Below are 20,717 nucleotides of genomic sequence, written 5' to 3'. Positions count from 1 at the left end.
AAATGTTATAAAGTCAACATTTTTATTTCAACGTTTCTTCACACTTTCTTTAAAAAGTGCTTTAAACGTTTAGTTTATGAAGTGCGGAAAACTATTGATATGACTTGATTTAAAGCGCTTTTATAATTGTGAAATCCATTGACTTCTTATACCATTTCCGTTACTCTGAACTTGTGTGACTTTTGGCGGTCACGCGAGTGTGAATTGATGAAAGAGAATCTAAGTTTGATTGTGTAAAAGGAGGTCGAGGATGGTGAAAAAAGACAATCGTTACCTATCCTACGCCTCGATTGCCTCTCAACTTTCAACCGCACTGGCAGGACCGATCGTCATTGGTTATTTCGTCGGACAATATGGCGTCAGACGAGAGTTTTGGGGAACATTTGGTTTGAATGCGTCGGTGTTTCTGGGGATGTTGTTCGGACTCATCGCGCTCGTACTCATTCTTCGGAGTTTATTGACAGGAGAGAACGAATGAATAATCAGGTGCAGGCAAATGTACATGCACAAAAGAGATTGATGAAGCGTTATACGATAGGGTTTTCGGTTTGGTTTACTCTTTTGTTAGCCGTATCCTATGCGATTCCTCGATATGAATCCGTTTGTTTAGGCCTTTTTATCGGTGGAGTGGCAAGTCTGATCATTTTACATATGCAAAATCGATCGGTTGTTCGAATGTATGACGTTATTGAAACGGGCAGACGCCCGAAATCACATGGGACTGTTTCAAGAATGGCAGTCGGTGTGTTGGCAGTGATAGTCGGTCTATTCTATGACGACCGGGTATCCTTGATTGCGGTGGTAACTGGTCTAATCGCCGGCCACATTATACAAATTGGCGAGTTTGCACTTGCCCAGCTCAGCAGGAAAAGAGGTGAATATTAATGAATCATGGGTTACCCACCTATTCTTTAGAACTTGGGGGCTATACGCTTTATGGCAGTTGGACAAACATTCTGACTGTGTTGATTGCGGCAGTTTTAGTCTTCTTATTCGCGGTGATTGGTACTCGAGCGCTTGCAATTAAACCAACGGGATTGCAAAACTTCTTCGAATGGTTTGCGGAGTTTGTCCGTGACATCATTTCAAGTTCAATGGATTGGAAGACCGGAGGACGATTTATTGCATTCGGTATGACACTCACCCTGTTTATTTTGATTTCAAACTTGATGGGATTACCATTTACGCTAATTAGCGGACATACGTTATGGTATAACTCACCGACAGCAGATCCATATGTCACGTTGGCCTTGTCGACACTCGTCGTTACAATGTCTCACTATTATGGAATCAAGCTTGTAGGATTCAAGCATTACTCACTCGAGTATGTGAAGCCGGTATGGTTCATGCTCCCAATCAAATTGATTGAAGAGTTTGCGAACACGTTGACGCTCGGTTTGCGTCTATACGGTAACATTTTTGCCGGTGAAATCATGATTACAATCATCTTAGGACTTGCGATTACTGCAGAAAGTACATTAAACCCACTTGGGGCAGTATTTGCAATCTTCCCGATGGTGCTATGGCAAGGATTCTCGATCTTTATCGGGTTAATCCAGTCGTATATTTTCCTAACACTTGCCATGTTGTACATTGGGCACAAGGCAACTGTTGAGCATTGATCAAGCAAGTGACAAACAGCGTGAAGACAATAACTACTTATATTTTCTCTAGGAGGAACTTACAAAATGGAACAACTCAATCTTATTGCAACAGCACTCGTAATCGGACTTGGAGCACTTGGTGCTGGTATCGGTAACGGTCTTATCGTAGGTGGTACAGTTCAAGGACAAGCACGTCAACCAGAACTCAAAAACGAACTTCGTCAAACAATGTTCATCGGTATCGGTTTGGTTGAAGCCCTCCCGATCATCGGTGTGGCTGTCGGTTTCCTTCTCCTCAACTCTTGATTCCGAGTTAACGAGAACAACTTAAGAGGGAGCATGTCTCCCTCACTTATTTAGTCAAGAGGAGGGTATGCATGGATACGATGATGATTGCAGCGGAAGCAGGTCATGAAGGCCTTCGCGTCCTAGATATGATCTTTACACTTGTCACATTCCTCGTACTCTTGGCCCTGTTGAAGAAATTTGCTTGGGGACCACTCCTTGGAATGATGAGACAGCGTGAAGAGTATGTAGCGAATGAAATTGAGCTCGCTGAAAAGAGCCGCAAAGATGCGGAAACATATGTCGTTGAACAACGTGAAGCACTTAGTGCAGCACGTGTTGAATCGAAAGAAATGCTCGATTCAAGTCGTCGACAAGCAGAAGCTGAACAGGCACGCTTGGTGGAGCAGGCGCGCATGGAAGCAGAACAAATTAAAGTCGAGGCAGAAAAAGCGATTGATCGCGAACGTGAACTTGCGAAACAAGCGCTTCAAACTGAAGTCGTCACACAAGCGATTTCGGCAGCACGCCACGTCCTTCAGTCTGACCTTAAAGGCGACGAAGCGAAACAACGTGCCCTCGTCACAGACTTCTTGTCTAAGGCGAAAGGCGCTAACTAATGAACGGATCATTAGCAAAACGTTATGCCAAAGCGCTCTTCGACTTAGCGCGCGAACAAGAGATGCTCGACCAAGTCGAAGCGGAAGTGCGCCTGCTCGATGAAGTGCTCCACGCGACGCCTGAATTGATGAACGTATTGACGAATCCATCATTCAGCGACAGCGAGCTTGCACAGCTGTTAAAAGATAGCTTTGGTGATATGACGGCAATCGTATTGAATACGTTGCTTGTGATGGTCGAAAACGATCGTGCTGAAGAAGTACGGGCGCTCCCACACTTTGTCCTTGAGTACATCAACGACTTCCGTGGAATCGCAGAGGGTATTGTCACGAGTGCTTACCCATTATCAGAATCAGACTTAAAAGACGTCGAACTCGTCTTCGGAGAGAAGTTAGGTAAGACGCTCCAGTTGAAAAACGTCGTCGATGAAAAAGTCATCGGTGGACTTCGTGTCCAAGTCGGATACACGACGTACGATGATACAATCGAAACGAAATTGACACGCCTTGAGCGTGAATTGTTGAATGCGTAAGAAATAGGGGTGAATTCAATGACAATCAAAGCTGAAGAAATTAGCGCCCTGCTAAAAGAGCGAATCGCTTCGTACGGTTCAGACCTCGAAGTCAGTGAGACAGGTACTGTCATTCAAGTAGGTGACGGAATCGCTCGTGCACACGGTCTCGATAACGTTATGGCGGGGGAACTCGTAGAGTTCTCGAACGGCGTAATGGGCTTGGCGCAAAACTTAGAAGAAGGTAACGTCGGGATTATCATCCTTGGCGATTACAAAGGCATCAAAGAAGGCGACGCTGTCAAACGTACAGGTCGCATCATGGAAGTTCCAGTCGGTGAGGCACTCCTCGGACGTGTCGTCAACCCACTCGGACAACCAATCGATGGTCTTGGACCAATCGTGACTGACAACTATAACCCGATCGAGCGTAAAGCTTACGGTGTTATGGCTCGTAAATCGGTTCACGAACCACTTCAAACAGGAATTAAGGCGATTGACGCCCTCGTTCCAATCGGTCGTGGTCAGCGTGAGTTGATCATCGGTGACCGTCAAACAGGTAAAACATCGGTTGCGATCGATACGATCATCAACCAAAAAGAAGAGAACATGATTTGTATTTACGTTGCGATCGGTCAGAAAGAATCGACTGTCCGTGGCGTAGTTGAAACGCTTCGTCAAAACGGCGCGCTCGACTATACAATCGTTGTTTCGGCATCGGCTTCACAACCGGCACCACTTCTTTACCTCGCACCATTCGCGGGTGTATCGATGGGTGAATACTTCATGGACCGTGGGCAACACGTCCTCGTTGTTTATGATGATTTATCGAAACAAGCGGCAGCTTACCGTGAGCTCTCGCTCCTTCTCCGCCGTCCTCCAGGCCGCGAAGCCTATCCAGGGGATGTCTTCTACCTCCACTCACGCCTTCTTGAGCGTGCAGCGAAGTTGAATGACGAACTCGGTGGTGGTTCATTGACTGCACTTCCGTTCATCGAGACACAAGCATCGGATATCTCAGCATACATCCCGACAAACGTTATCTCGATCACGGATGGTCAGATCTTCCTTCAGTCGGACCTCTTCTTCTCTGGGGTACGCCCAGCGATCAACGCCGGTCTCTCGGTATCGCGTGTAGGTGGTTCGGCACAAGTAAAAGCGATGAAGAAAGTTGCTGGTACACTTCGTCTTGACCTCGCATCATACCGTGAGCTCGAAGCGTTCGCTCAGTTCGGGTCAGACCTTGATAAAGCGACGCAAGCGAAGTTGAACCGTGGTCAGCGCACAGTTGAAGTCTTGAAACAAGACTTGAACGCACCACTTTCTGTAGACAAGCAAGTCATCATCATCTACGCACTCACGAAAGGTCATCTCGATGACATCCCAGTCGAAGACGTACGTCGTTTCGAAAAAGAAATGAACGCATGGCTCGACCAAAACCGTGCAGATCTTTGCCGCGAAATCCGTCAGACAGGAAACCTTCCTTCAGACGAGGCGATGATCGATGCAATTACGGAATTCAAAAAGACGTTCTCGCCATCGGTTTAATCCGGTGACGAGCGTCTATTAAGGTGGTGAATCGAAATGGCATCATTACGTGAGATCCAGATGCGGATCACCTCGACCCAAAGCACGAAGCAAATCACGAAAGCGATGAACATGGTGTCGGCATCGAAGTTGAACCGTGCCCAAGGCAACAACGCCAACTTCAAACCGTACATGAACAAGTTGCAAGAAGTCGTCTCGTCGATTGCCGGCGGTACGTCAGGTGCGACGCACCCGATGCTTCAAGTTCGTCCCGTTAAACGAACAGGCTATATCGTCATCACGTCAGACCGTGGTCTTGCCGGTGGGTATAACGCTAGTGTCCTTCGTGACGTCTATCGTGAACTCAAGGCAAACCATAACTCGACAGATGAGTATCGTCTCTATGTCATCGGGAAAGTCGGTGTTCAGTTCTTTAAATCACGCAACATTCCGGTGTATAGCGCGATGACAGGATTGAACGACCAACCATCTTTCGTGGAAGTATCAGAAATCGTTAAACAGACGGTCGGTGCTTTCAGCGAAGGCGAGATTGATGAATTGAAGCTCTGCTACAACTCATTCATCTCGGTCATCAGCCAAGAAGTGAAGATTCAACAATTGCTCCCGCTCGGGAATATCGAATTATCTGCATCTAATGTGGTGTACGAATACGAACCAGAAGAAGACACGATCTTAGCGGCGCTTCTTCCGCGTTATGCGGAAGGACTCATCTATGGTGCGTTACTCGATGCGAAAGTATCGGAGCATGCAGCTCGGATGACGGCAATGTCGAATGCGACAGATAATGCGGATGAACTCATTCGCGGACTCAAGCTCAAATTCAACCGCGCGCGTCAAGCAGCGATCACACAAGAAATTACAGAGATTGTCGGAGGTGCGGCGGCGCTTGAATAAGGCGCACGCCCTCTAGATTGTAGGAGGCTAACACGATGAACGAATACGGCATGAAAGGCCACGTAGTCGCAGTCATGGGCCCAGTTATCGACGTTAAGTTCGAAAACCACTTACCAAACATCTATAACGCCCTTAAAGTCACACACGTTGCGACTTCATCGGAAGATGTCAGTGTTGACTTGACGCTCGAGGTAGCTGTTCACCTTGGCGATGATACGGTCCGTACGATTGCGATGGACTCAACCGACGGCGTTCGCCGCGGCATGGAAGTAATTGATTTAGGATCACCGATTTCAGTACCGGTCGGAGAAGCGACATTAGGACGCGTCTTCAACGTACTCGGTAACCCAATCGATGATAAAGAAGTGGCGGCAGACGTGCTTCGGTCACCAATCCACCGTCAAGCACCAACATTCGACGAGCTTTCAACGAAAGTTGAAATCCTTGAAACAGGGATTAAAGTCGTCGACCTTCTCGCACCATACATCAAAGGTGGTAAAATCGGCCTCTTCGGTGGTGCCGGTGTAGGGAAAACCGTCCTCATCCAGGAACTCATTAACAACATCGCGCAAGAGCACAGCGGGATTTCTGTATTCGCAGGAGTCGGTGAGCGTACGCGTGAAGGAAATGACTTGTTCCACGAGATGACGGACTCAGGCGTTATTAAACAAACAGCAATGGTATTCGGTCAGATGAACGAGCCACCGGGTGCACGTCTTCGTGTTGCCTTGACTGGTTTGACAATGGCAGAATACTTCCGTGATGAGCAAGGACAAGACGTTCTTCTCTTCGTTGATAACATCTTCCGTTTCACACAAGCAGGTTCTGAGGTATCGGCCCTTCTCGGGCGTATGCCATCAGCGGTAGGTTACCAACCAACGCTTGCGACTGAAATGGGTATGCTTCAAGAGCGAATCACATCGACTGCAAAAGGATCGGTTACATCGATTCAAGCGGTTTATGTACCAGCCGATGACTATACTGACCCGGCTCCAGCAACAACGTTCGCTCACCTTGATGCAACGACTAACCTTGAGCGTCGTCTCTCTGAGATGGGGATTTACCCAGCCGTTGACCCACTCGCTTCAACATCACGTGCCCTTTCTCCTGAAATCGTAGGCGAAGAGCATTATGCTGTTGCGCGTGACGTTCAACAAACACTACAACGCTACAAAGAACTCCAAGATATCATCGCAATCCTCGGAATGGATGAATTATCAGAAGACGACAAACTCACGGTACACCGTGCGCGTCGTATTCAGTTCTTCTTGTCGCAAAACTTCCACGTGGCCGAGCAGTTCACTGGTCAAAAAGGTTCGTATGTACCGGTCAAAGAGACTGTACGCGGCTTCAAAGAGATCCTCGATGGTAAACACGATGATCTTCCAGAAGATGCATTCCGTCTTGTCGGTCCAATCGAAGACGTCATCGAAAAAGCGAAGACGTTGGTCTAAGACCTACGCGGAAGGGGGAAACTAGACGATGAATACACTTCACGTCAACGTCGTCACCCCGGATGGTGCAGCCTTCGAAGGTGAGGCACGCATGGTGATTGCACGCTCGGTCGCAGGTGAAGTCGGGATTTTACCGAAACACGTACCGATGGTAACACCACTGGATGTCTCAGTCCTCAAACTGCGCCACGAAGATGGTGGACGCACGCTGATCGCAATCAGTGGCGGTTTCATGGAAGTTCGTCCCGACACGGTGACGATCTTAGCTGAAACAGCCGAAATGGCGGACAAGATTGACTATGACCGCGCTTCTGCGGCGAAAGTTCGGGCCGAGCGCCGTCTCCAAGACACAAAGCTCTCAGAACTCGAATTCCGTCGTGCAGAACTTGCGCTCAAAAAAGCAATCAACCGCTTGAGCATTCGCGAGATGAACGATTAAGTAAGTCAACTCCTACACTTTGGTGTGGGAGTTTTTTGTTGTTCTCATGAAAGATAGGTCTTTGGTCGCGCCCCTAAATAGTTGGACTAGTAAAAAATATTGAAAGGAAAGCCGATAATAAAGGTGGGAACTACCGTAAAGGAGATTGAGGAATGAAAGTTTACGTTGCGCGACAACCAATTTTTGACCAACAATTACGCGTTTGCGGCTACGAATTGTTATATCGCCGCAGCGAAAATAATATCTTTGAGAATGTGGATGATTCGTTAGCGACGGCTGACGTCATTCATAACGCTTACCTTGTGTTCAATTTTCGGGAATTGACAGAGGGGACGCGTGCGTTCATCAACTTTCCTCAGACGTTGATTGAAGGAGAAGTCCCATCACTACTTCCTCGTCAATCACTCGTCGTCGAAGTGCTTGAACACGTTGAGCCGACAGAAAAAGTCTTGCAGTCCCTCCGTTCGTTAAGGCGTCAAGGTTATACCATCGCATTGGATGATTTCGTTTTTGAAGAGAAATACCGACCATTGATCGGACTCGCCGACATCATTAAAATCGATTATCAAGCGACTCCAGTGGATCAGCAACAAAAACTAATTGATGCGCTTGGCCATCGGGTCGAATTTCTAGCAGAGAAAATTGAAACTCCGGCAGAGTACGAGATTGCGAAACGACTAGGGTATAAAATGTTCCAAGGATATTTCTTTAGTCGCCCGATTGTCGTACACGGAGCAGAAGTTCACCCGTTGCGTCATACGCTCATCGAAGTATTGAAGGAGCTCGATCGCCCAGAACCAAGTTTCCGGCGCATTTCGGCTCAGATTGAGAGAAGTGTCGACTTATCGTATAAAATGCTTCGCTCGGTCAATACGGTGTATCAAAAAGGGCGAGGAACGATTCAGTCCATTGAACAGGCCGTCGCACGTATTGGGTTAGATGAGTTGAAACGATGGTCCTATTTGATGCTTCTACGGGAGATGCAGACGTCTGAATCGAAAGAACTCATCAAGCAGAGTGTCATCCGTGGCAAAATGATGGAATTGATTGCGGAAGATACATTGACAGATGTATTACCGTTTGATGCATTTATCACAGGAATCTTCTCATCACTCGACGTCATTCTCGATGAGGCGATGCAGACGTTGATTGCGGAGCTTCCGGTGGCACCTCCTGTTAAGGCGGCGTTACTCGGTGAACAGAATGGTTTGCGAAAGCTTTTAGAGGATGTCATCGCCTACGAAAAGTTGACGATTCCACTTCATAACACAGATTCTGATTGGTCTCAATATTACGTCGAAGCGATTCGCTGGTCTCGTAGCCTTGACGAATCGATTGAATAATGTTTGAAATATGTGAGGGACGTCAATTACTGTAGTAAGGCATTACTGCTGATGACGTCCCTTTTGGTGTGCTTGTAGAGAAAGTGAGTTGATCGAATGGTTCAAACCGCTCGAAGCTTAAGACCCTAAGTCTTTTTTTCTCTAACATGACATGATATGATTAAAAATGGTACGAATTTTAGAAAAGAGGGGAATCGTCGATGATCAATACCGTATTTTCGCTAGCGATTTATGTCATAGCGATTTACGTCGCTTGGTGGGCACTCTTACCCGTCAAATGGGACAAGTTGCTCAATCAAGTGAGGAGTCCGCAGGCTGCTGTCTTGCGCGTTCTCGTCGCGGTTGTCTTCGGTTCGCTGATTGCCCAGTTCTTTTTGGAGTATATCCGACTGGCGCAGGCGCTCGCACCTATACAGTAGTCGCAGAATATTTAACAAACTGTAATCCTGCTGTAACGACTCCTATATGATTATCATGTAGGATAAATTCGTCTGACATGATGTTTTTTCATTCAGTTTGCACTTATTTATTATTCAGATTGATTGATGAATGAAACACCATCACGTTTTACAAACCATTCAAATAATCGACATCATCACATCCGGAATCGGATATCGACGCACTATATAAAAAAACAATGAAGTTGGAGGACAAAGAGAGATATGAAGGATTTGATTGTAGTCCGTGGAGGACGTAAACTGTCAGGTACTGTGCGCGTTGAGGGAGCAAAAAACGCCGTACTCAAAACATTGGTTGCCACTCTATTAGCTAGCGAAGGAAAGTCAATCTTACAAAACGTACCACGTCTTGCTGACGTGTACACGATTAACAAAGTACTTCGTCACCTCGGTGCAGAGGTATCGTTCAATGAAGAAAAGAATGAAGTAACTGTCGATGCGTCGGGCGACATCAAAGATGAAGCACCGCTTGAATATGTGCGGAAGATGCGTGCTTCAATCCTCGTCATGGGACCTCTTCTTGCCCGTCTCGGTCACGCTCGTGTAGCGATGCCAGGCGGATGCTCAATCGGCTCACGTCCGATTGACCTCCACTTAAAAGGATTCGAAGCGATGGGTGCGAAAACGGTCATCGGAAACGGATTCGTGGAAGCTTCTGTAGAAGGCCGTCTCCAAGGCGCTAAAATCTACTTGGACTTCCCATCTGTTGGTGCGACAGAGAACATCATGATGGCAGCTGTGCTTGCAGAGGGTACGACTATCATCGAGAACGTTGCAAAAGAACCTGAGATTGTCGACCTTGCGAACTTCTTAAACGGAATGGGCGCACACGTTCGCGGTGCAGGTACAGAAACAATCCGCATCGAAGGTGTCGAAACACTTCGCGGTGCAGAACACTCGATCATTCCTGACCGCATCGAAGCAGGTACGTTCCTCGTCGCAGGTGCCATCACAGGTAGTGACATCGAAGTCATCGGTGCAGAACGTGAGCACCTTCGTCCATTGATTTCAAAAATGGAAGAAATGGGTGTCCACTTCGAGGATACGGCAGAAGGTATGCGTGTCACGGCACCAGACGAATTGAAGCCGGTTGATGTGAAGACGATGCCACACCCAGGATTCCCGACAGACATGCAGTCACAAATGATGGCACTCGTCTTGAAAGCGGGCGGCACATCTGTCATCACGGAAACAGTGTTTGAGAATCGCTTCATGCACGTGGAAGAGTTCCGCCGTATGAACGCGGACATTAAGATTGAAGGACGCTCGGCAATCGTCAAAGGTGGCGTACGCCTCCAGGGAGCGGAAGTTGTCGCAACGGACCTTCGTGCTGGAGCAGCACTTATTCTAGCAGGTCTCATCGCGGAAGAAGAGACACGCGTTGGAGATTTATATCATATCGACCGTGGATACGTTGACTTCCACAAGAAACTTCAAGCACTCGGTGCAGACATCGAGCGTATTGAAGGAACTGTCGAAGTTGCTGAAGAAATGGTTCAGAACTAAGAAACGAGTACGAATGAGAGGGCGAGGAGAGACTCTTCTCGCTCTTTTCAATGAAGAATCGAACGGAGGAACCTATACATCATGTTTTCAAAAGATATCGGGATTGATTTAGGGACAGCGAACGTTGTCATTCACGTCAAAGGGAAAGGAATCGTCTTAGACGAACCTTCAGTCGTTGCCATGAAACGCTCTACAGGGAAAGTACTAGCAGTCGGTTCAGAAGCGTATGAGATGGTTGGTCGTACACCTGGGGATATCGTGGCGATCCGTCCTCTCCGCGACGGAGTCATCGCCGATTTCGCCACAACAGAGGAAATGCTCCGTCACTTCATCGAGAAAATCCAAGTCCGTGGCTTCTTCGGTGGCATTCGCATGTTGATTTGTACCCCTGCGAACGTGACGCCGGTCGAAGCAAAAGCTATTCGTGAGGCTGCTGAAAAAGCAGGAGCGAAGGAAGTCTTCCTCGCCGTCGAACCGAAAGCGGCAGCTGTCGGTTCAGGCATGGATATTTGGAAGCCGGTCGGTCATATGATCATCGACATCGGTGGTGGGACGACAGACGTCGCCATCCTGTCGATGGGTGACATCGTCTGCGGTGAGACAATCAAGATTGCAGGGGATCGTTTCGATACGGATATCCTTCGTGCCATCAAAGAGAAGCACAAGCTCATCATCGGAGAACGTACGGCAGAACAAATCAAGAAAGAAATCGCAACGGTCTTCCCAGGAGGACGGAACGAATCGATGGACATTCGTGGACGTGACATGGTACGTGGATTGCCACGTACGGTGACCATCACATCAGAAGAGCTTCGTGAAGCGATGGCGGAATCAGCCAATGAAATCGTAGAAGCAGCGAAGCGTGTCCTCGAACAGACACCTCCGGAACTCGCAGCGGATATCATCGACCGCGGCATCATCATGACAGGTGGGGGGGCACTCCTTCACGGTCTTGACCAACTTGTCGCAGAACGCGTCATGTTGCCGGTCATGATGGCTGAGGAGCCAACACTCAGTGTCGCGCACGGAACGGGAATCATGCTCGAAAACTTAGATCGATTGAAATAAACAAACAAGCGACCGCGCGAGCGGTCGCTTGTTTTGTTTCAGACGTTAGGTTGTCTTTTCGCATAGTAGCGCAAGAAGATTATGCTCTGAATCTCGAAAGAAGCTCATCCACGTTTCTGTTGTGTCCATTTTGGCGACGAGATGAGGCTGATCCATGAAAGACACCCCTACATTTTTCAACTGAGTATAAGCATCATCGATGGATTCAACACTCAAGTAAAGAATGGGACTCGATGTTGCGAATTCTTCGTTTTCAGGAGGAGATAACATGAGGCGGATGCCACCGCAATTGAAAAACGCGAGCGTTCCCGCTTGGAAAAGAAGAGGCAGTTCCAGGATGTTTTGATAGAATGTGATAGCTCGATCTAACTCTTTGACGGGAATGTAGATTTGTCCAATGCCTTGAATCAAGTTCATTCGAATCACTCCTTTTAATCTGTAGTAGTTTATGGAAAGGTGATATGTACAGAAGCAAGTAAAAAAACTATCTCTATTATAATTGAAAACAGCTTATGAAATGGATTTATTCTGAGGAGAGTGAGATATTATGAAAGCAATAATCAAGGGAAGGGGAATCATGATGGCACCGATTCATTAATAAACTAAACAGGACAAACAAATAGAATCGGAGGACATCATGAACAAACCACTTACACTCATTACTGGCGTCAGTCGCAATCAAGGCATCGGTGCTGCGATTGCGCGAAAACTTGCTTCTGAAGGACATGACTTGTACTTGACGCACTGGAGTCCGTTTGACGCTAAAGAAGGAATCGGGGAAGAAATTGGCTTCATCGAACGATTGGTTCAAGAACTGACTGAAGAAGGGACCCGTGTCGAGCATGAGGCATACGATTTGGCTTCAGGAGACGAGGTCGGATTACTTGATCGAATGGAAGCTAAACTTGGTATACCGAGCAGGCTAATCCATAACGCGACCTATGAGCGACATGTCAACGTCGAGAACTTTACGACCGACGTATTGAGAAAACATTACCTGGTGAATAACGAAGGGACACTCGGACTCACCTTTGCGTTTATTGAGCGCTATAAACAAGCGGGACATCAAGATGGGCGAATCCTGTTCTTCGTATCGGGGGGACCGGATGCGAATAACCTGGCCTACATCGCAACGAAAGGTGCATTGATTGCCATCACACCTGCGTTGGCGAATGGATTAGGAGAATACGGCATTTCGGTGAATGCGTTCGATCCGGGACCGACGGATACGGGTTGGATCAATGACGAACTTCGCGAACACTTGCTACCATTATTTCCTTACAAGCGAATGGGGACGCCTGAAGATACGGCTCGCTTCGTCGCTTTCTTGATGGGCCCAGACGGCGCATGGGTGAATGGCCAACATCTTCACGTTGACGGAGGGTTTACTGGGCGGTAATAGAGAACGTTCGATGATACAACAAGAAGAAGGCATCTCACCGTTGAAGTGAGATGCCTTTTTCAATGCCATGTATAATCTTTATCAACAAATAAACGATTTTTGATTTCGGTCTTCGAAACGGAAGCGTCTTTCGCATCGAGCCATTCATAATAGTCACACACACAGGAGTCACCAAGCTCGATAGAATAGCCATTATTTATTGTATTAACAGTTATATCGAGGTTATGTTCAGCTAACGTCTTTTTCAATCGATAAATCGTGTTGTATACGTTGTGTAAGGCGCGTTGTGGTTCATCGATGTCCGGGTAAAGGGTTTCGGCAAGCACCCACTTATTAATGACCTGCTTACGATGAAAAACTAAGTAGGCAAATAACTCCTCTGTTTTTTGTGTTGGCCACTTCACAAGATTTCCATCTTGTGTTCGTACCGAAAAACGATCTAGAAATTGTATGCGACAAGATTGATTGAGATTCTTTTGTTGAATCGCCTCATAGCGCTGGATGATACGCGGAATGACGTTATGAATCATCTGCTCTGTGATGGGCTTCAACAAGTAATGCGTGGCATGCAAATTGAACGCTTCGACGGCATACTGCTGATGGGCGGTCGTGAAGACGACTTGCGTCCGTTCCGGCAAATAGGTCGCCAATTCGAGCCCGGTCATTTCAGGCATCTCGATATCTAAAAAGACGAGGTCGACCGGGTGCTCCTGAATAAATGTAAGGGCTTTAGTTGGGCTTTGGAACGAGCCTACCCACTCAAGAGAAGGCTCCTCTTTTACAATTCGCTCCATCATTCCTAAGAGATGATGTTCATCTTCAATTAAAATCGTACGCATTGATGTGATTCGTCCTTTCTTGTTTTGGTAAACGCAGGTGAATGATCGTGCCTTTTTTTAAAGTAGAAGTTAAGTCAAACGTTGCACCATGAAGGTGTTCGATTCGACTTTTAATATTGCAAAGCCCAATCCCAGATGTTTCGTTTGATACGTTAGGGTCAAATCCACTTCCTGTATCTTGAACACGAATCACAATCATTCCAGCCTGTTCTTGAATGGAAAGGATGAGCCGCTTTTGTCCAGGGTGTCGGTAGAGTCCATGTCGAACGGCATTCTCAACGAGTGGCTGAATCAATAACGGTGGGATGGAACAGTCTAAAAGAGATTCATCAATTTCTTTGACAACCTCGAACGAATCGCGAAACCGCGTCTGTTCAATGGCGAGATACGAGTCAATCATATCCACCTCTTGTCGAATGGAAATCTCGTTTTCCGTTCGACCATTTTCAAAAATGAAGCGGACGTAAGTGCTCAAGTGACTGAGTAGACGAGCCGCATCAGGTGGAGACGTATAACAGAGTGCAATCACATTTCCGAACGTATTGTATAGGAAGTGAGGTTTGATTTGAGCATTGAAGAAGGACATCTCATGCTGAGAGGCCAGTGCTTCGACTTGTTGCTTCTTCTTTTTGTCCGTAGATAAGTGAATCGGTAGAAGTAAAAACATCAATAGAAAATAAATGATGGTAAACGTATTGGCGTATAGCTGCTGATTAGGCGACACGATGAACGTCGACGTCATAATTCCGATATACCCGACGAGCTGGGCGAGCGTGAAAGTTAATAATTCTAGCGGATTGCCTGTTCTGTACTTTTCAAGGAGCCATCCGATGTTCAAACCGACCCAGAAGAACGTGATAAATAAAACGATCATCCATACGAAATATTCGAACACTTCGTAAACGGAAGAAGGCAAGAGGATAGCTAAACCAGTCAATCCGTACAGCGGATATCTCGAAATGGCTAAAAACCGGTCAAATGATACACGTTCCAAACATCTCGAAAATTCAATCAACATGATGATGCTCAGTAATGCTGAACTTAACGTCAACTTGTCACTGCCGGAGATCCACATGCCGTCTCGAGACATGATGGAAAGACTCGTCAATAAAAAGAAGGCTGTCCCGAAACCGTACAAACGTTCATTTCGGTGAAAGAGATACACGATGGCATAGAACATGGCAATCAATAGTGAAATGAGCAACATGAAAAATTCGTAGCCAGCATAAGCATTTTGAGTGGTGATGATGGCATGTAACGGTCCGACCAATATACTTTCTTCGATAGGTGCGGAATTCCCTGCCTGTCGTTCATGTTGAATCGTCAGTCGGAATTGTTTTGTCTCATCATCGAGCAAAAGTAGAGACGGCTGTTCGATGAGACGATTGTTTCCGATTTGGGTCGTTTCGACAGCCTCCCCATCGATCAAAATCGTCGAGGAGGATAGTGATTTTGGGATGAGTAAGGCATACGTTCCGGTTGGTAACGTGAGGTCGAGTTCATATGTGGATGCCCGATAAGGCGTTGTAAATGGAATGGTTCGATACGAGCGGCGATCAACTTGGTTAACAATTCCTGACTCATACCGCCATGAGCCGTCCAGTCGCAAAATCTCTTCGTCGACAGAAGAGGAGAGAAGAGAAGCTTCGCCCTTATTCACGGTAGCGATTGGGTTAATCGACTGATGTCGAATTAATAAAGTGAGACTGACGGCAATCAACATCACTAGGATGAAGATAAACGTCATTCGATTACGCGTCATGTGCACATTCCCTTCAATCTTTGTGAGTTTCTTGTGAGGTCCTTACGTTATTCTTCCTATTAGGTGAATGGATTTTTTGAAGTGACTCTCCGTCTCATCATCGTACCCGAACTTTTTTTGTTTGAACAGAAAAAGTCATTCACCGTACGAGGTGAGGCATTCTAAGAGTGAAGGAAGAAGGCATTCCATGAAACGTTGGATTGAGCAACGAATTAGTCGACAAGTCTTGACGATTTTTTATATATTGATTGCTTTAGTGACGTTTACCTCGGTTGGGACCTATTTTTATACCCAACAGTCGATTCAAGAGACGACCGTCCAATTAGAACGAATCAGTGAGCAACGTGCACGGGCGACAGACTTGTTTGAAACGTGGCAATCGATGCAATATGAATTACGAGGGCACGTCCTGCTGGGAGAAAGTGCTCTATTAGAAGAAGTACGAGCAGCTCAAACGAACATTGATGAACAGACGACCTGGTTTGAAACACAAGCCAGCAACGAAGACGAGACACAGTTCGCAAAAGATGCGAGACTTCTCTTCTCGATATACACGACCCGTGTCATGCCGGCTCTTGAACAATACGTGATTGCAAAACAAGCGGGAGAGATTGATGAATCTTTTCTACAGATGCGTACCGTCGGACAATTCATGCCGAAAAATGAAACGTCCACACAGACGCGATTCAAACTAAATTCAAGTAGTGCGGCGGATATGAGTGCGAGCATCGTCGATATGGAATCGGTCTTTACTGACTACCGACAAAATCTTGATTTTCAGGAGAGTGAATTACGCGATGCGCTCTCGAAACAGTTAGTGAAGGCCCAGTGGATGTGGTTGTTGATCCTACTCGGGGCACTCTTCTTGCTGTTTGTGGGATTACAGCCTTATATCCTAAGACTGACAAATCAATTACAGACACTCATGATGAACAGTGAGCGGCTTGCGAGTAACCCTAGCGCAACGCTCATTCCAATCAAACCGTTAAAAAATGAAGTCGGGCAATTATCCAAAGCATTTAACGAGATGGCAACTTCACTTCGGAATCAACAAGATCAAGTAGATCTCGAACGTGAGAAGACCGCCCGAATTTTGCATACGATGCGTGACTCTATCGTCTACACGGAACTCAAGACGAATGAACGTTTTGGTAACAGTGCGCTCTTTGACTTATATGAACATCCGATTCCAACAACTGAACGGAGCAGTCTATACCCGATTGCGATGTATTACCCGATGTTCATGGATCAGATTGACGACAAAGAGGGACTAAATCAGTTCACGAAGCGTGCCAAAGAAGAAGGCATGTTCGACGAAACATTCACGTATACGATGCAGGATGGTCAGAAAACGATTCGAATGTATGCAGAACCGATTGATCTTCAAAATGAACGCGCAGGTGTCATCTTCGTGTCACGAGATATTACCCAGGAAACAGAAATCAATCGGATGAAAACAGAACTTGTGGCGACAGTATCTCATGAACTGCGGACGCCTCTTACCTCGATTCTCGGTTTTTCAGAACTACTCAAAAGCCGTCAATTGGAGAACGCGAAACGAGAACGCTATTTAGACATGATTGCGAGTGAGACGAAACGTCTCGAGCGCCTTGTCAGTGATTTGTTAGATGTTCAAAAAATGGAGGCAGGGATGGGAGCACCGGAATTTAAAGTGGAGAGTTTGTATGATTTACTATCTGACTTGCTAGAGATTCATGCAGGGTCGACGGAACATCATTTCTTCCATTTTGATTGTGACGAATCGCTATTCGTCGCAGGAGATCCGGCCCAATTGCGTCAAGTCTTCTCAAATATCCTGAACAATGCCATCAAATATTCACCAAACGGTGGGAATGTGACGGTCGATGTCACGTGTGAAGGTGATTCGATTCGAGTCGGAATCACGGACGAAGGGTTAGGTCTTTCGGAAGAAGATGCGACGCGAATCTTTGATAAGTTTTATCGTTCGGCCTCGGAAGAAAGTAAACGCATCGGTGGAACCGGATTAGGATTAGCGATCTGTAAAGAAATCGTTCAATTGCACGGTGGTACCATCTCTGTTCAATCTCAACTTGGAGAAGGAACGACGATGATTGTCGAGTTACCGATGGTCGATCATGTCAACGAAGAAAGTTCATCCTAATTTTGGGATGAACTTTTTTTGAAAAAACGGTGAATGTCACGCTCGTTTGGTACGATATAGAGAGTGAATCATGTTACAGGATGAAAGGAAGACGATTATGCTACGCGGATTATATACAGCAGCTGGAGCGATGAATGCCCTGCAGCGCCAACAAGAGATTTTGAGCAATAACCTTGGTAATGTGAGAACACCAGGCTTCAAAGCGTCTGACGGCGTGGTTCGTTCGTTCCCAGAGATGCTGCTCGCACAAGTCAGCAATCCGGATAACGCGAAATCGCGCGTGAAGGGAGAAGTAGGAACTTTATCGATGGGTGTTTATCTTCAAGAAACAATGCCTCGTTTCTCAGCTGGAAGTATCACTGAATCTGGTAGCCCGACCGATATTTACTTAAAGGCGCCCACTGATTTTGCGGGAGCCCCGATGTTTGCAGTCGAACAAGGCGACGAAACGTTATATACGACAAACGGACGCTTCTCAATCGATGAGGCGCTCTTCCTTCGTTCTGCGGACGGCGGCTATATCCTTTCTGATGAAGGAGAACGAATTCAACTTCCATCGAGTGAGTTTCAAGTAGGAAAAGATGGGACCATCACTTCTCTCGGACAAAATGTGGCGACACTCGGCGCTTATCAAATCGATGACTTGACGACGCTTGAACAAGTCGGGAATGACTGGCGTGTGACGGGGGATGCGCCGGCACCGGCCCAGGTCGAAGTACTACAAGGATTTATTGAAGAAGCGAACGTCAACCTCGATCAGACGATGGCAGATTTGATGATGACGTATCGTCAGTTTGAAGCGAATCAAAAAGTCGTCCAAGCGTATGATAAAAGTGCCGAGCGAGCAATCGAAATCGCTCGTATTCGTTAAGGAGGAACACCATGCAGTCCATTTATAACTCGGTCAACTCGCTGTCGCAACTTCAACGTCAATTGGATGTGACCGGTCATAACATCGCGAACGTTGATACGGTCGGCTTCAAGCGCCAACAAGGGAACTTTGCTTCTCTGCTATCACAAGCGTATAACAATCAACCACGCCCTGAATTTGAAGTCGGACGAGACACACCGAACGGAATTCGAATCGGAGTCGGTGGACACGTCGCCGATATCACCCAACAGTTCAACATCGGACAAGTGCGTACGACCGATCGCGGATTGGACGTCTTTTTGAAGGCGAGCCGTCAATTTTTCGTCGTGGACACACCGAATGGCGTTGGGGTGACACGAAGCGGAAACATGCAATTATCGGTCGGTGACGAGACGACGCTCGTCGATGTGAACGGTAATCCGCTTCTTGGGGATAACGGCAATCCGATCACGATGCCGAATGACGCAACGAATCATCGGATTCGTCAAGACGGTGTCGTCGTGGCGAGTGTGAACGGCGTGGAACAAGAGTTCGGACGTCTCGACATCGTGGAAGTCCGAAACACGTCGGAATTACGTCCACTCGGAGATAACGTGTTTGCAGCGGATTTGGAGACCGAAGTGGATCGTCCGCTCGGAAATCTGTTGATTGAAGGGACACTAGAATCGTCTAACGTCGATTTGACAAAAGAAATGACGGATATGACGATTACGCAACGAGCGTATCAAATGAACTCACGTGCTCTTTCGATGAGTGATCAAATGATGGGCCTCGTCACGGCATTACGACCATAACGCATACCGCTTCTCAAGTCGAGAAGCGGCTTTTTTATAGTAAGGAGGGGAACGGGCGATGCGGATTGTGGTCGCGATGGATTCATTCAAAGGCTCACTTTCGAGTGGGGAAGCCAATCAAGCGGTCAGTCGAGCACTTATAGGTCATGACGTAACGTGCATTCCGATTTCTGATGGGGGAGAAGGTTTTTTGGACGCCTGGCTTGTGATGCATGCGGATGGGACCGTCATAGAAGAAAACGTCATGTGCTTGGACGGAACAAAACGCGTTGCACGTTTCGGTTTCAATCCGTCAACGCGGCATGCGGTCATCGAAGTGGCAGAAACGACAGGACTAACGCTCATCTCCCATGTCGACCCGTGGCGCTACAGTTCAGTCGGAGTGGGTCATCAGATGATACAGGCGTTAAACCGCGGAGCGAAGGTCGTCACAATCGGACTCGGGGGAAGCGGAACGATTGATGGTGGAAAAGGGATGCTTGAAGTGCTAGGGGTTCGTTTTCTTGATGCATTCGGGAGTATCACCCCTTCCATCCCGCATCAACTTCAAGACGTAAGATCCATTGATTGGTCGGGACTCGATCCGAGGGTACGTGAGGTCGAGTGGCGAATCGCATCCGATGTACGAAATCCGTTAACTGGAGAGAACGGGGCGGCGTTCGTATTCGGAGGGCAGAAAGGATTGGCAACGAACGATACAGTGCCTTATGACCGCATCCTTCATGACTATGCGAATTGTTTTGAACGGGATATGCGAGCAGTACGTGGGGCCGGGGCAGCTGGCGGTATCGGCTTTGCGCTATTGCAGCTTGGCGCAACCTATGTGAGTGGCATCGAAGAAGTGGTCAGGTGGTCTAAATTTGAAGAACAAATCAAGAGTGCAGATTGGCTCATCACCGGTGAAGGAAAATTTGATGTGCAGAGTCTTGAAGGAAAGGCTCCTTATGGCTTGGCACGGCTTGCGCATACGCATGGAGTTCCGACACTTGTTTTCACCGGACAGTCTGACTTCACCTCTCATCTAGAATCCGGAATCATCGCAATATTCCCGATCGTATCACGCATTATGACGTTAGAAGAAGCAATTTGGGAAGCTGCTCCGTTACTGACGAGTGCGGTCCAACGCGTACGTCATGTCATTGAAAAGGCGCCTCGACAATAGTCGGGCGCTTTCG

The 20,717-nt window shown here is 47.2% G+C and carries 22 protein-coding genes; 19 read left to right on the top strand and 3 right to left on the bottom strand.

Annotated features, from left to right (window positions below):
* Nucleotides 1-250 precede the first annotated feature (250 nt).
* From KNO66_RS08950 to mreB, 14 genes are all read left to right on the top strand, one after another.
* Nucleotides 251-478: a hypothetical protein gene (locus tag KNO66_RS08950; protein ID WP_214742092.1), complete on the top strand. Its 228-nt coding sequence runs from the start codon at nucleotides 251-253 to the stop codon at nucleotides 476-478.
* A complete protein-coding gene (locus tag KNO66_RS08945) occupies nucleotides 475-885 on the top strand; it encodes an ATP synthase subunit I (RefSeq protein ID WP_214742091.1) in 411 nt (136 codons plus the stop codon). Before KNO66_RS08950 ends, KNO66_RS08945 begins: the two co-directional genes overlap by 4 nt.
* Nucleotides 885-1,622 (top strand): F0F1 ATP synthase subunit A, encoded by a 738-nt coding sequence (gene atpB, locus KNO66_RS08940; protein WP_214742090.1) that lies wholly within the window; start codon nucleotides 885-887, stop codon nucleotides 1,620-1,622. The genes KNO66_RS08945 and atpB overlap by 1 nt, the downstream gene beginning before the upstream one ends.
* Nucleotides 1,623-1,688: 66 nt before the next feature.
* On the top strand, nucleotides 1,689-1,910 hold the full coding sequence (gene atpE, locus KNO66_RS08935) for a F0F1 ATP synthase subunit C (protein WP_214742089.1): 222 nt from the start codon (nucleotides 1,689-1,691) through the stop codon (nucleotides 1,908-1,910).
* Nucleotides 1,911-1,981: 71 nt separating this feature from the next.
* Nucleotides 1,982-2,509: a F0F1 ATP synthase subunit B gene (atpF, locus tag KNO66_RS08930; protein WP_214742088.1), complete on the top strand. Its 528-nt coding sequence runs from the start codon at nucleotides 1,982-1,984 to the stop codon at nucleotides 2,507-2,509.
* Complete coding sequence (locus KNO66_RS08925) at nucleotides 2,509-3,042, top strand: F0F1 ATP synthase subunit delta (protein WP_214742087.1); 534 nt, start codon at nucleotides 2,509-2,511, stop codon at nucleotides 3,040-3,042. Before atpF ends, KNO66_RS08925 begins: the two co-directional genes overlap by 1 nt.
* 18 nt (nucleotides 3,043-3,060) lie before the next feature.
* A complete protein-coding gene (gene atpA / locus KNO66_RS08920) occupies nucleotides 3,061-4,569 on the top strand; it encodes a F0F1 ATP synthase subunit alpha (RefSeq protein ID WP_214742086.1) in 1,509 nt (502 codons plus the stop codon).
* Nucleotides 4,570-4,605: 36 nt separating this feature from the next.
* The gene (gene atpG / locus KNO66_RS08915; RefSeq protein ID WP_214742085.1) at nucleotides 4,606-5,463 is read left to right on the top strand and encodes an ATP synthase F1 subunit gamma; all 858 of its coding nucleotides are present in this window, start codon (nucleotides 4,606-4,608) and stop codon (nucleotides 5,461-5,463) included.
* A gap of 35 nt (nucleotides 5,464-5,498) precedes the next feature.
* The gene (gene atpD, locus KNO66_RS08910) at nucleotides 5,499-6,917 is read left to right on the top strand and encodes a F0F1 ATP synthase subunit beta (protein ID WP_285800718.1); all 1,419 of its coding nucleotides are present in this window, start codon (nucleotides 5,499-5,501) and stop codon (nucleotides 6,915-6,917) included.
* Between the two features lie 28 nt (nucleotides 6,918-6,945).
* Nucleotides 6,946-7,356, top strand: coding sequence for a F0F1 ATP synthase subunit epsilon (locus KNO66_RS08905; RefSeq protein WP_214742084.1), 411 nt, complete (start codon nucleotides 6,946-6,948; stop codon nucleotides 7,354-7,356).
* Nucleotides 7,357-7,508: 152 nt separating this feature from the next.
* Nucleotides 7,509-8,699 (top strand): EAL and HDOD domain-containing protein, encoded by a 1,191-nt coding sequence (locus tag KNO66_RS08900; RefSeq protein WP_214742083.1) that lies wholly within the window; start codon nucleotides 7,509-7,511, stop codon nucleotides 8,697-8,699.
* Between the two features lie 200 nt (nucleotides 8,700-8,899).
* The gene (locus KNO66_RS08895) at nucleotides 8,900-9,118 is read left to right on the top strand and encodes a DUF1146 family protein (RefSeq protein WP_214742082.1); all 219 of its coding nucleotides are present in this window, start codon (nucleotides 8,900-8,902) and stop codon (nucleotides 9,116-9,118) included.
* A 243-nt stretch (nucleotides 9,119-9,361) separates the two neighbouring features.
* Nucleotides 9,362-10,663 carry a UDP-N-acetylglucosamine 1-carboxyvinyltransferase gene (gene murA, locus KNO66_RS08890; protein WP_012727351.1) on the top strand — a complete coding sequence of 434 codons (1,302 nt, stop codon included), beginning with the start codon at nucleotides 9,362-9,364 and terminating at the stop codon, nucleotides 10,661-10,663.
* Between the two features lie 81 nt (nucleotides 10,664-10,744).
* Complete coding sequence (mreB, locus tag KNO66_RS08885) at nucleotides 10,745-11,731, top strand: rod shape-determining protein (protein WP_214742081.1); 987 nt, start codon at nucleotides 10,745-10,747, stop codon at nucleotides 11,729-11,731.
* Between the two features lie 45 nt (nucleotides 11,732-11,776).
* Here the strand turns inward: mreB and KNO66_RS08880 are convergent, their stop codons facing one another.
* Entirely contained in the window at nucleotides 11,777-12,148 is a 372-nt protein-coding gene (locus KNO66_RS08880) for a VOC family protein (RefSeq protein ID WP_251127327.1), read from the bottom strand.
* Nucleotides 12,149-12,368: 220 nt separating this feature from the next.
* On the opposite strand from KNO66_RS08880, the gene KNO66_RS08875 reads away from it, so the two are divergent.
* Complete coding sequence (locus tag KNO66_RS08875) at nucleotides 12,369-13,130, top strand: SDR family oxidoreductase (RefSeq protein ID WP_196431267.1); 762 nt, start codon at nucleotides 12,369-12,371, stop codon at nucleotides 13,128-13,130.
* Between the two features lie 62 nt (nucleotides 13,131-13,192).
* Here KNO66_RS08875 and KNO66_RS08870 read toward each other — a convergent pair whose 3' ends face one another.
* Together KNO66_RS08870 and KNO66_RS08865 are read right to left on the bottom strand one after the other, a co-directional pair.
* The gene (locus KNO66_RS08870; protein WP_214742080.1) at nucleotides 13,193-13,972 is read right to left on the bottom strand and encodes a response regulator; all 780 of its coding nucleotides are present in this window, start codon (nucleotides 13,970-13,972) and stop codon (nucleotides 13,193-13,195) included.
* A complete protein-coding gene (locus KNO66_RS08865; protein WP_214742079.1) occupies nucleotides 13,953-15,734 on the bottom strand; it encodes a sensor histidine kinase in 1,782 nt (593 codons plus the stop codon). The genes KNO66_RS08870 and KNO66_RS08865 overlap by 20 nt, the downstream gene beginning before the upstream one ends.
* 187 nt (nucleotides 15,735-15,921) lie before the next feature.
* Between KNO66_RS08865 and KNO66_RS08860 the strand changes: the two genes are divergently transcribed.
* The 4 genes from KNO66_RS08860 to KNO66_RS08845 all read left to right on the top strand — a co-directional run bounded on the left by KNO66_RS08860 (nucleotide 15,922) and on the right by KNO66_RS08845 (nucleotide 20,704).
* Complete coding sequence (locus tag KNO66_RS08860) at nucleotides 15,922-17,877, top strand: HAMP domain-containing sensor histidine kinase (protein WP_214742078.1); 1,956 nt, start codon at nucleotides 15,922-15,924, stop codon at nucleotides 17,875-17,877.
* Between the two features lie 97 nt (nucleotides 17,878-17,974).
* Nucleotides 17,975-18,748, top strand: coding sequence for a flagellar hook-basal body protein (locus tag KNO66_RS08855; RefSeq protein WP_214742077.1), 774 nt, complete (start codon nucleotides 17,975-17,977; stop codon nucleotides 18,746-18,748).
* 11 nt (nucleotides 18,749-18,759) lie between these two features.
* Nucleotides 18,760-19,542 carry a flagellar hook-basal body protein gene (locus KNO66_RS08850; protein ID WP_214742076.1) on the top strand — a complete coding sequence of 261 codons (783 nt, stop codon included), beginning with the start codon at nucleotides 18,760-18,762 and terminating at the stop codon, nucleotides 19,540-19,542.
* A 58-nt stretch (nucleotides 19,543-19,600) separates the two neighbouring features.
* Nucleotides 19,601-20,704: a glycerate kinase family protein gene (locus tag KNO66_RS08845; protein WP_214742075.1), complete on the top strand. Its 1,104-nt coding sequence runs from the start codon at nucleotides 19,601-19,603 to the stop codon at nucleotides 20,702-20,704.
* The last annotated feature ends 13 nt before the right edge of the window (nucleotides 20,705-20,717 follow it).

This window comes from Exiguobacterium sp. s48 (genome assembly GCF_018617395.1).
GTDB lineage: Bacteria > Bacillota > Bacilli > Exiguobacteriales > Exiguobacteriaceae > Exiguobacterium.
This window is presented reverse-complemented; position numbering and strand designations above follow the sequence as displayed.

What these genes read in the sequence shown, in the direction of transcription:
- atpF (WP_214742088.1), top strand. Translation starts at nt 1,982, where the DNA reads ATGGATACGATGATGATTGCAGCGGAAGCAGGTCATGAAGGCCTTCGC.
- atpD (WP_285800718.1), top strand. Translation starts at nt 5,499, where the DNA reads ATGAACGAATACGGCATGAAAGGCCACGTAGTCGCAGTCATGGGCCCA.
- KNO66_RS08875 (WP_196431267.1), top strand. Translation starts at nt 12,369, where the DNA reads ATGAACAAACCACTTACACTCATTACTGGCGTCAGTCGCAATCAAGGC.
- KNO66_RS08950 (WP_214742092.1), top strand. Translation starts at nt 251, where the DNA reads ATGGTGAAAAAAGACAATCGTTACCTATCCTACGCCTCGATTGCCTCT.
- mreB (WP_214742081.1), top strand. Translation starts at nt 10,745, where the DNA reads ATGTTTTCAAAAGATATCGGGATTGATTTAGGGACAGCGAACGTTGTC.
- atpG (WP_214742085.1), top strand. Translation starts at nt 4,606, where the DNA reads ATGGCATCATTACGTGAGATCCAGATGCGGATCACCTCGACCCAAAGC.
- KNO66_RS08880 (WP_251127327.1), bottom strand. Translation starts at nt 12,148, where the DNA reads ATGAACTTGATTCAAGGCATTGGACAAATCTACATTCCCGTCAAAGAG.
- KNO66_RS08850 (WP_214742076.1), top strand. Translation starts at nt 18,760, where the DNA reads ATGCAGTCCATTTATAACTCGGTCAACTCGCTGTCGCAACTTCAACGT.
- KNO66_RS08925 (WP_214742087.1), top strand. Translation starts at nt 2,509, where the DNA reads ATGAACGGATCATTAGCAAAACGTTATGCCAAAGCGCTCTTCGACTTA.
- KNO66_RS08865 (WP_214742079.1), bottom strand. Translation starts at nt 15,734, where the DNA reads ATGACGCGTAATCGAATGACGTTTATCTTCATCCTAGTGATGTTGATT.
- KNO66_RS08945 (WP_214742091.1), top strand. Translation starts at nt 475, where the DNA reads ATGAATAATCAGGTGCAGGCAAATGTACATGCACAAAAGAGATTGATG.
- KNO66_RS08845 (WP_214742075.1), top strand. Translation starts at nt 19,601, where the DNA reads ATGCGGATTGTGGTCGCGATGGATTCATTCAAAGGCTCACTTTCGAGT.
- atpB (WP_214742090.1), top strand. Translation starts at nt 885, where the DNA reads ATGAATCATGGGTTACCCACCTATTCTTTAGAACTTGGGGGCTATACG.
- KNO66_RS08900 (WP_214742083.1), top strand. Translation starts at nt 7,509, where the DNA reads ATGAAAGTTTACGTTGCGCGACAACCAATTTTTGACCAACAATTACGC.
- murA (WP_012727351.1), top strand. Translation starts at nt 9,362, where the DNA reads ATGAAGGATTTGATTGTAGTCCGTGGAGGACGTAAACTGTCAGGTACT.
- KNO66_RS08905 (WP_214742084.1), top strand. Translation starts at nt 6,946, where the DNA reads ATGAATACACTTCACGTCAACGTCGTCACCCCGGATGGTGCAGCCTTC.
- atpE (WP_214742089.1), top strand. Translation starts at nt 1,689, where the DNA reads ATGGAACAACTCAATCTTATTGCAACAGCACTCGTAATCGGACTTGGA.
- KNO66_RS08870 (WP_214742080.1), bottom strand. Translation starts at nt 13,972, where the DNA reads ATGCGTACGATTTTAATTGAAGATGAACATCATCTCTTAGGAATGATG.
- KNO66_RS08860 (WP_214742078.1), top strand. Translation starts at nt 15,922, where the DNA reads ATGAAACGTTGGATTGAGCAACGAATTAGTCGACAAGTCTTGACGATT.
- KNO66_RS08855 (WP_214742077.1), top strand. Translation starts at nt 17,975, where the DNA reads ATGCTACGCGGATTATATACAGCAGCTGGAGCGATGAATGCCCTGCAG.
- atpA (WP_214742086.1), top strand. Translation starts at nt 3,061, where the DNA reads ATGACAATCAAAGCTGAAGAAATTAGCGCCCTGCTAAAAGAGCGAATC.
- KNO66_RS08895 (WP_214742082.1), top strand. Translation starts at nt 8,900, where the DNA reads ATGATCAATACCGTATTTTCGCTAGCGATTTATGTCATAGCGATTTAC.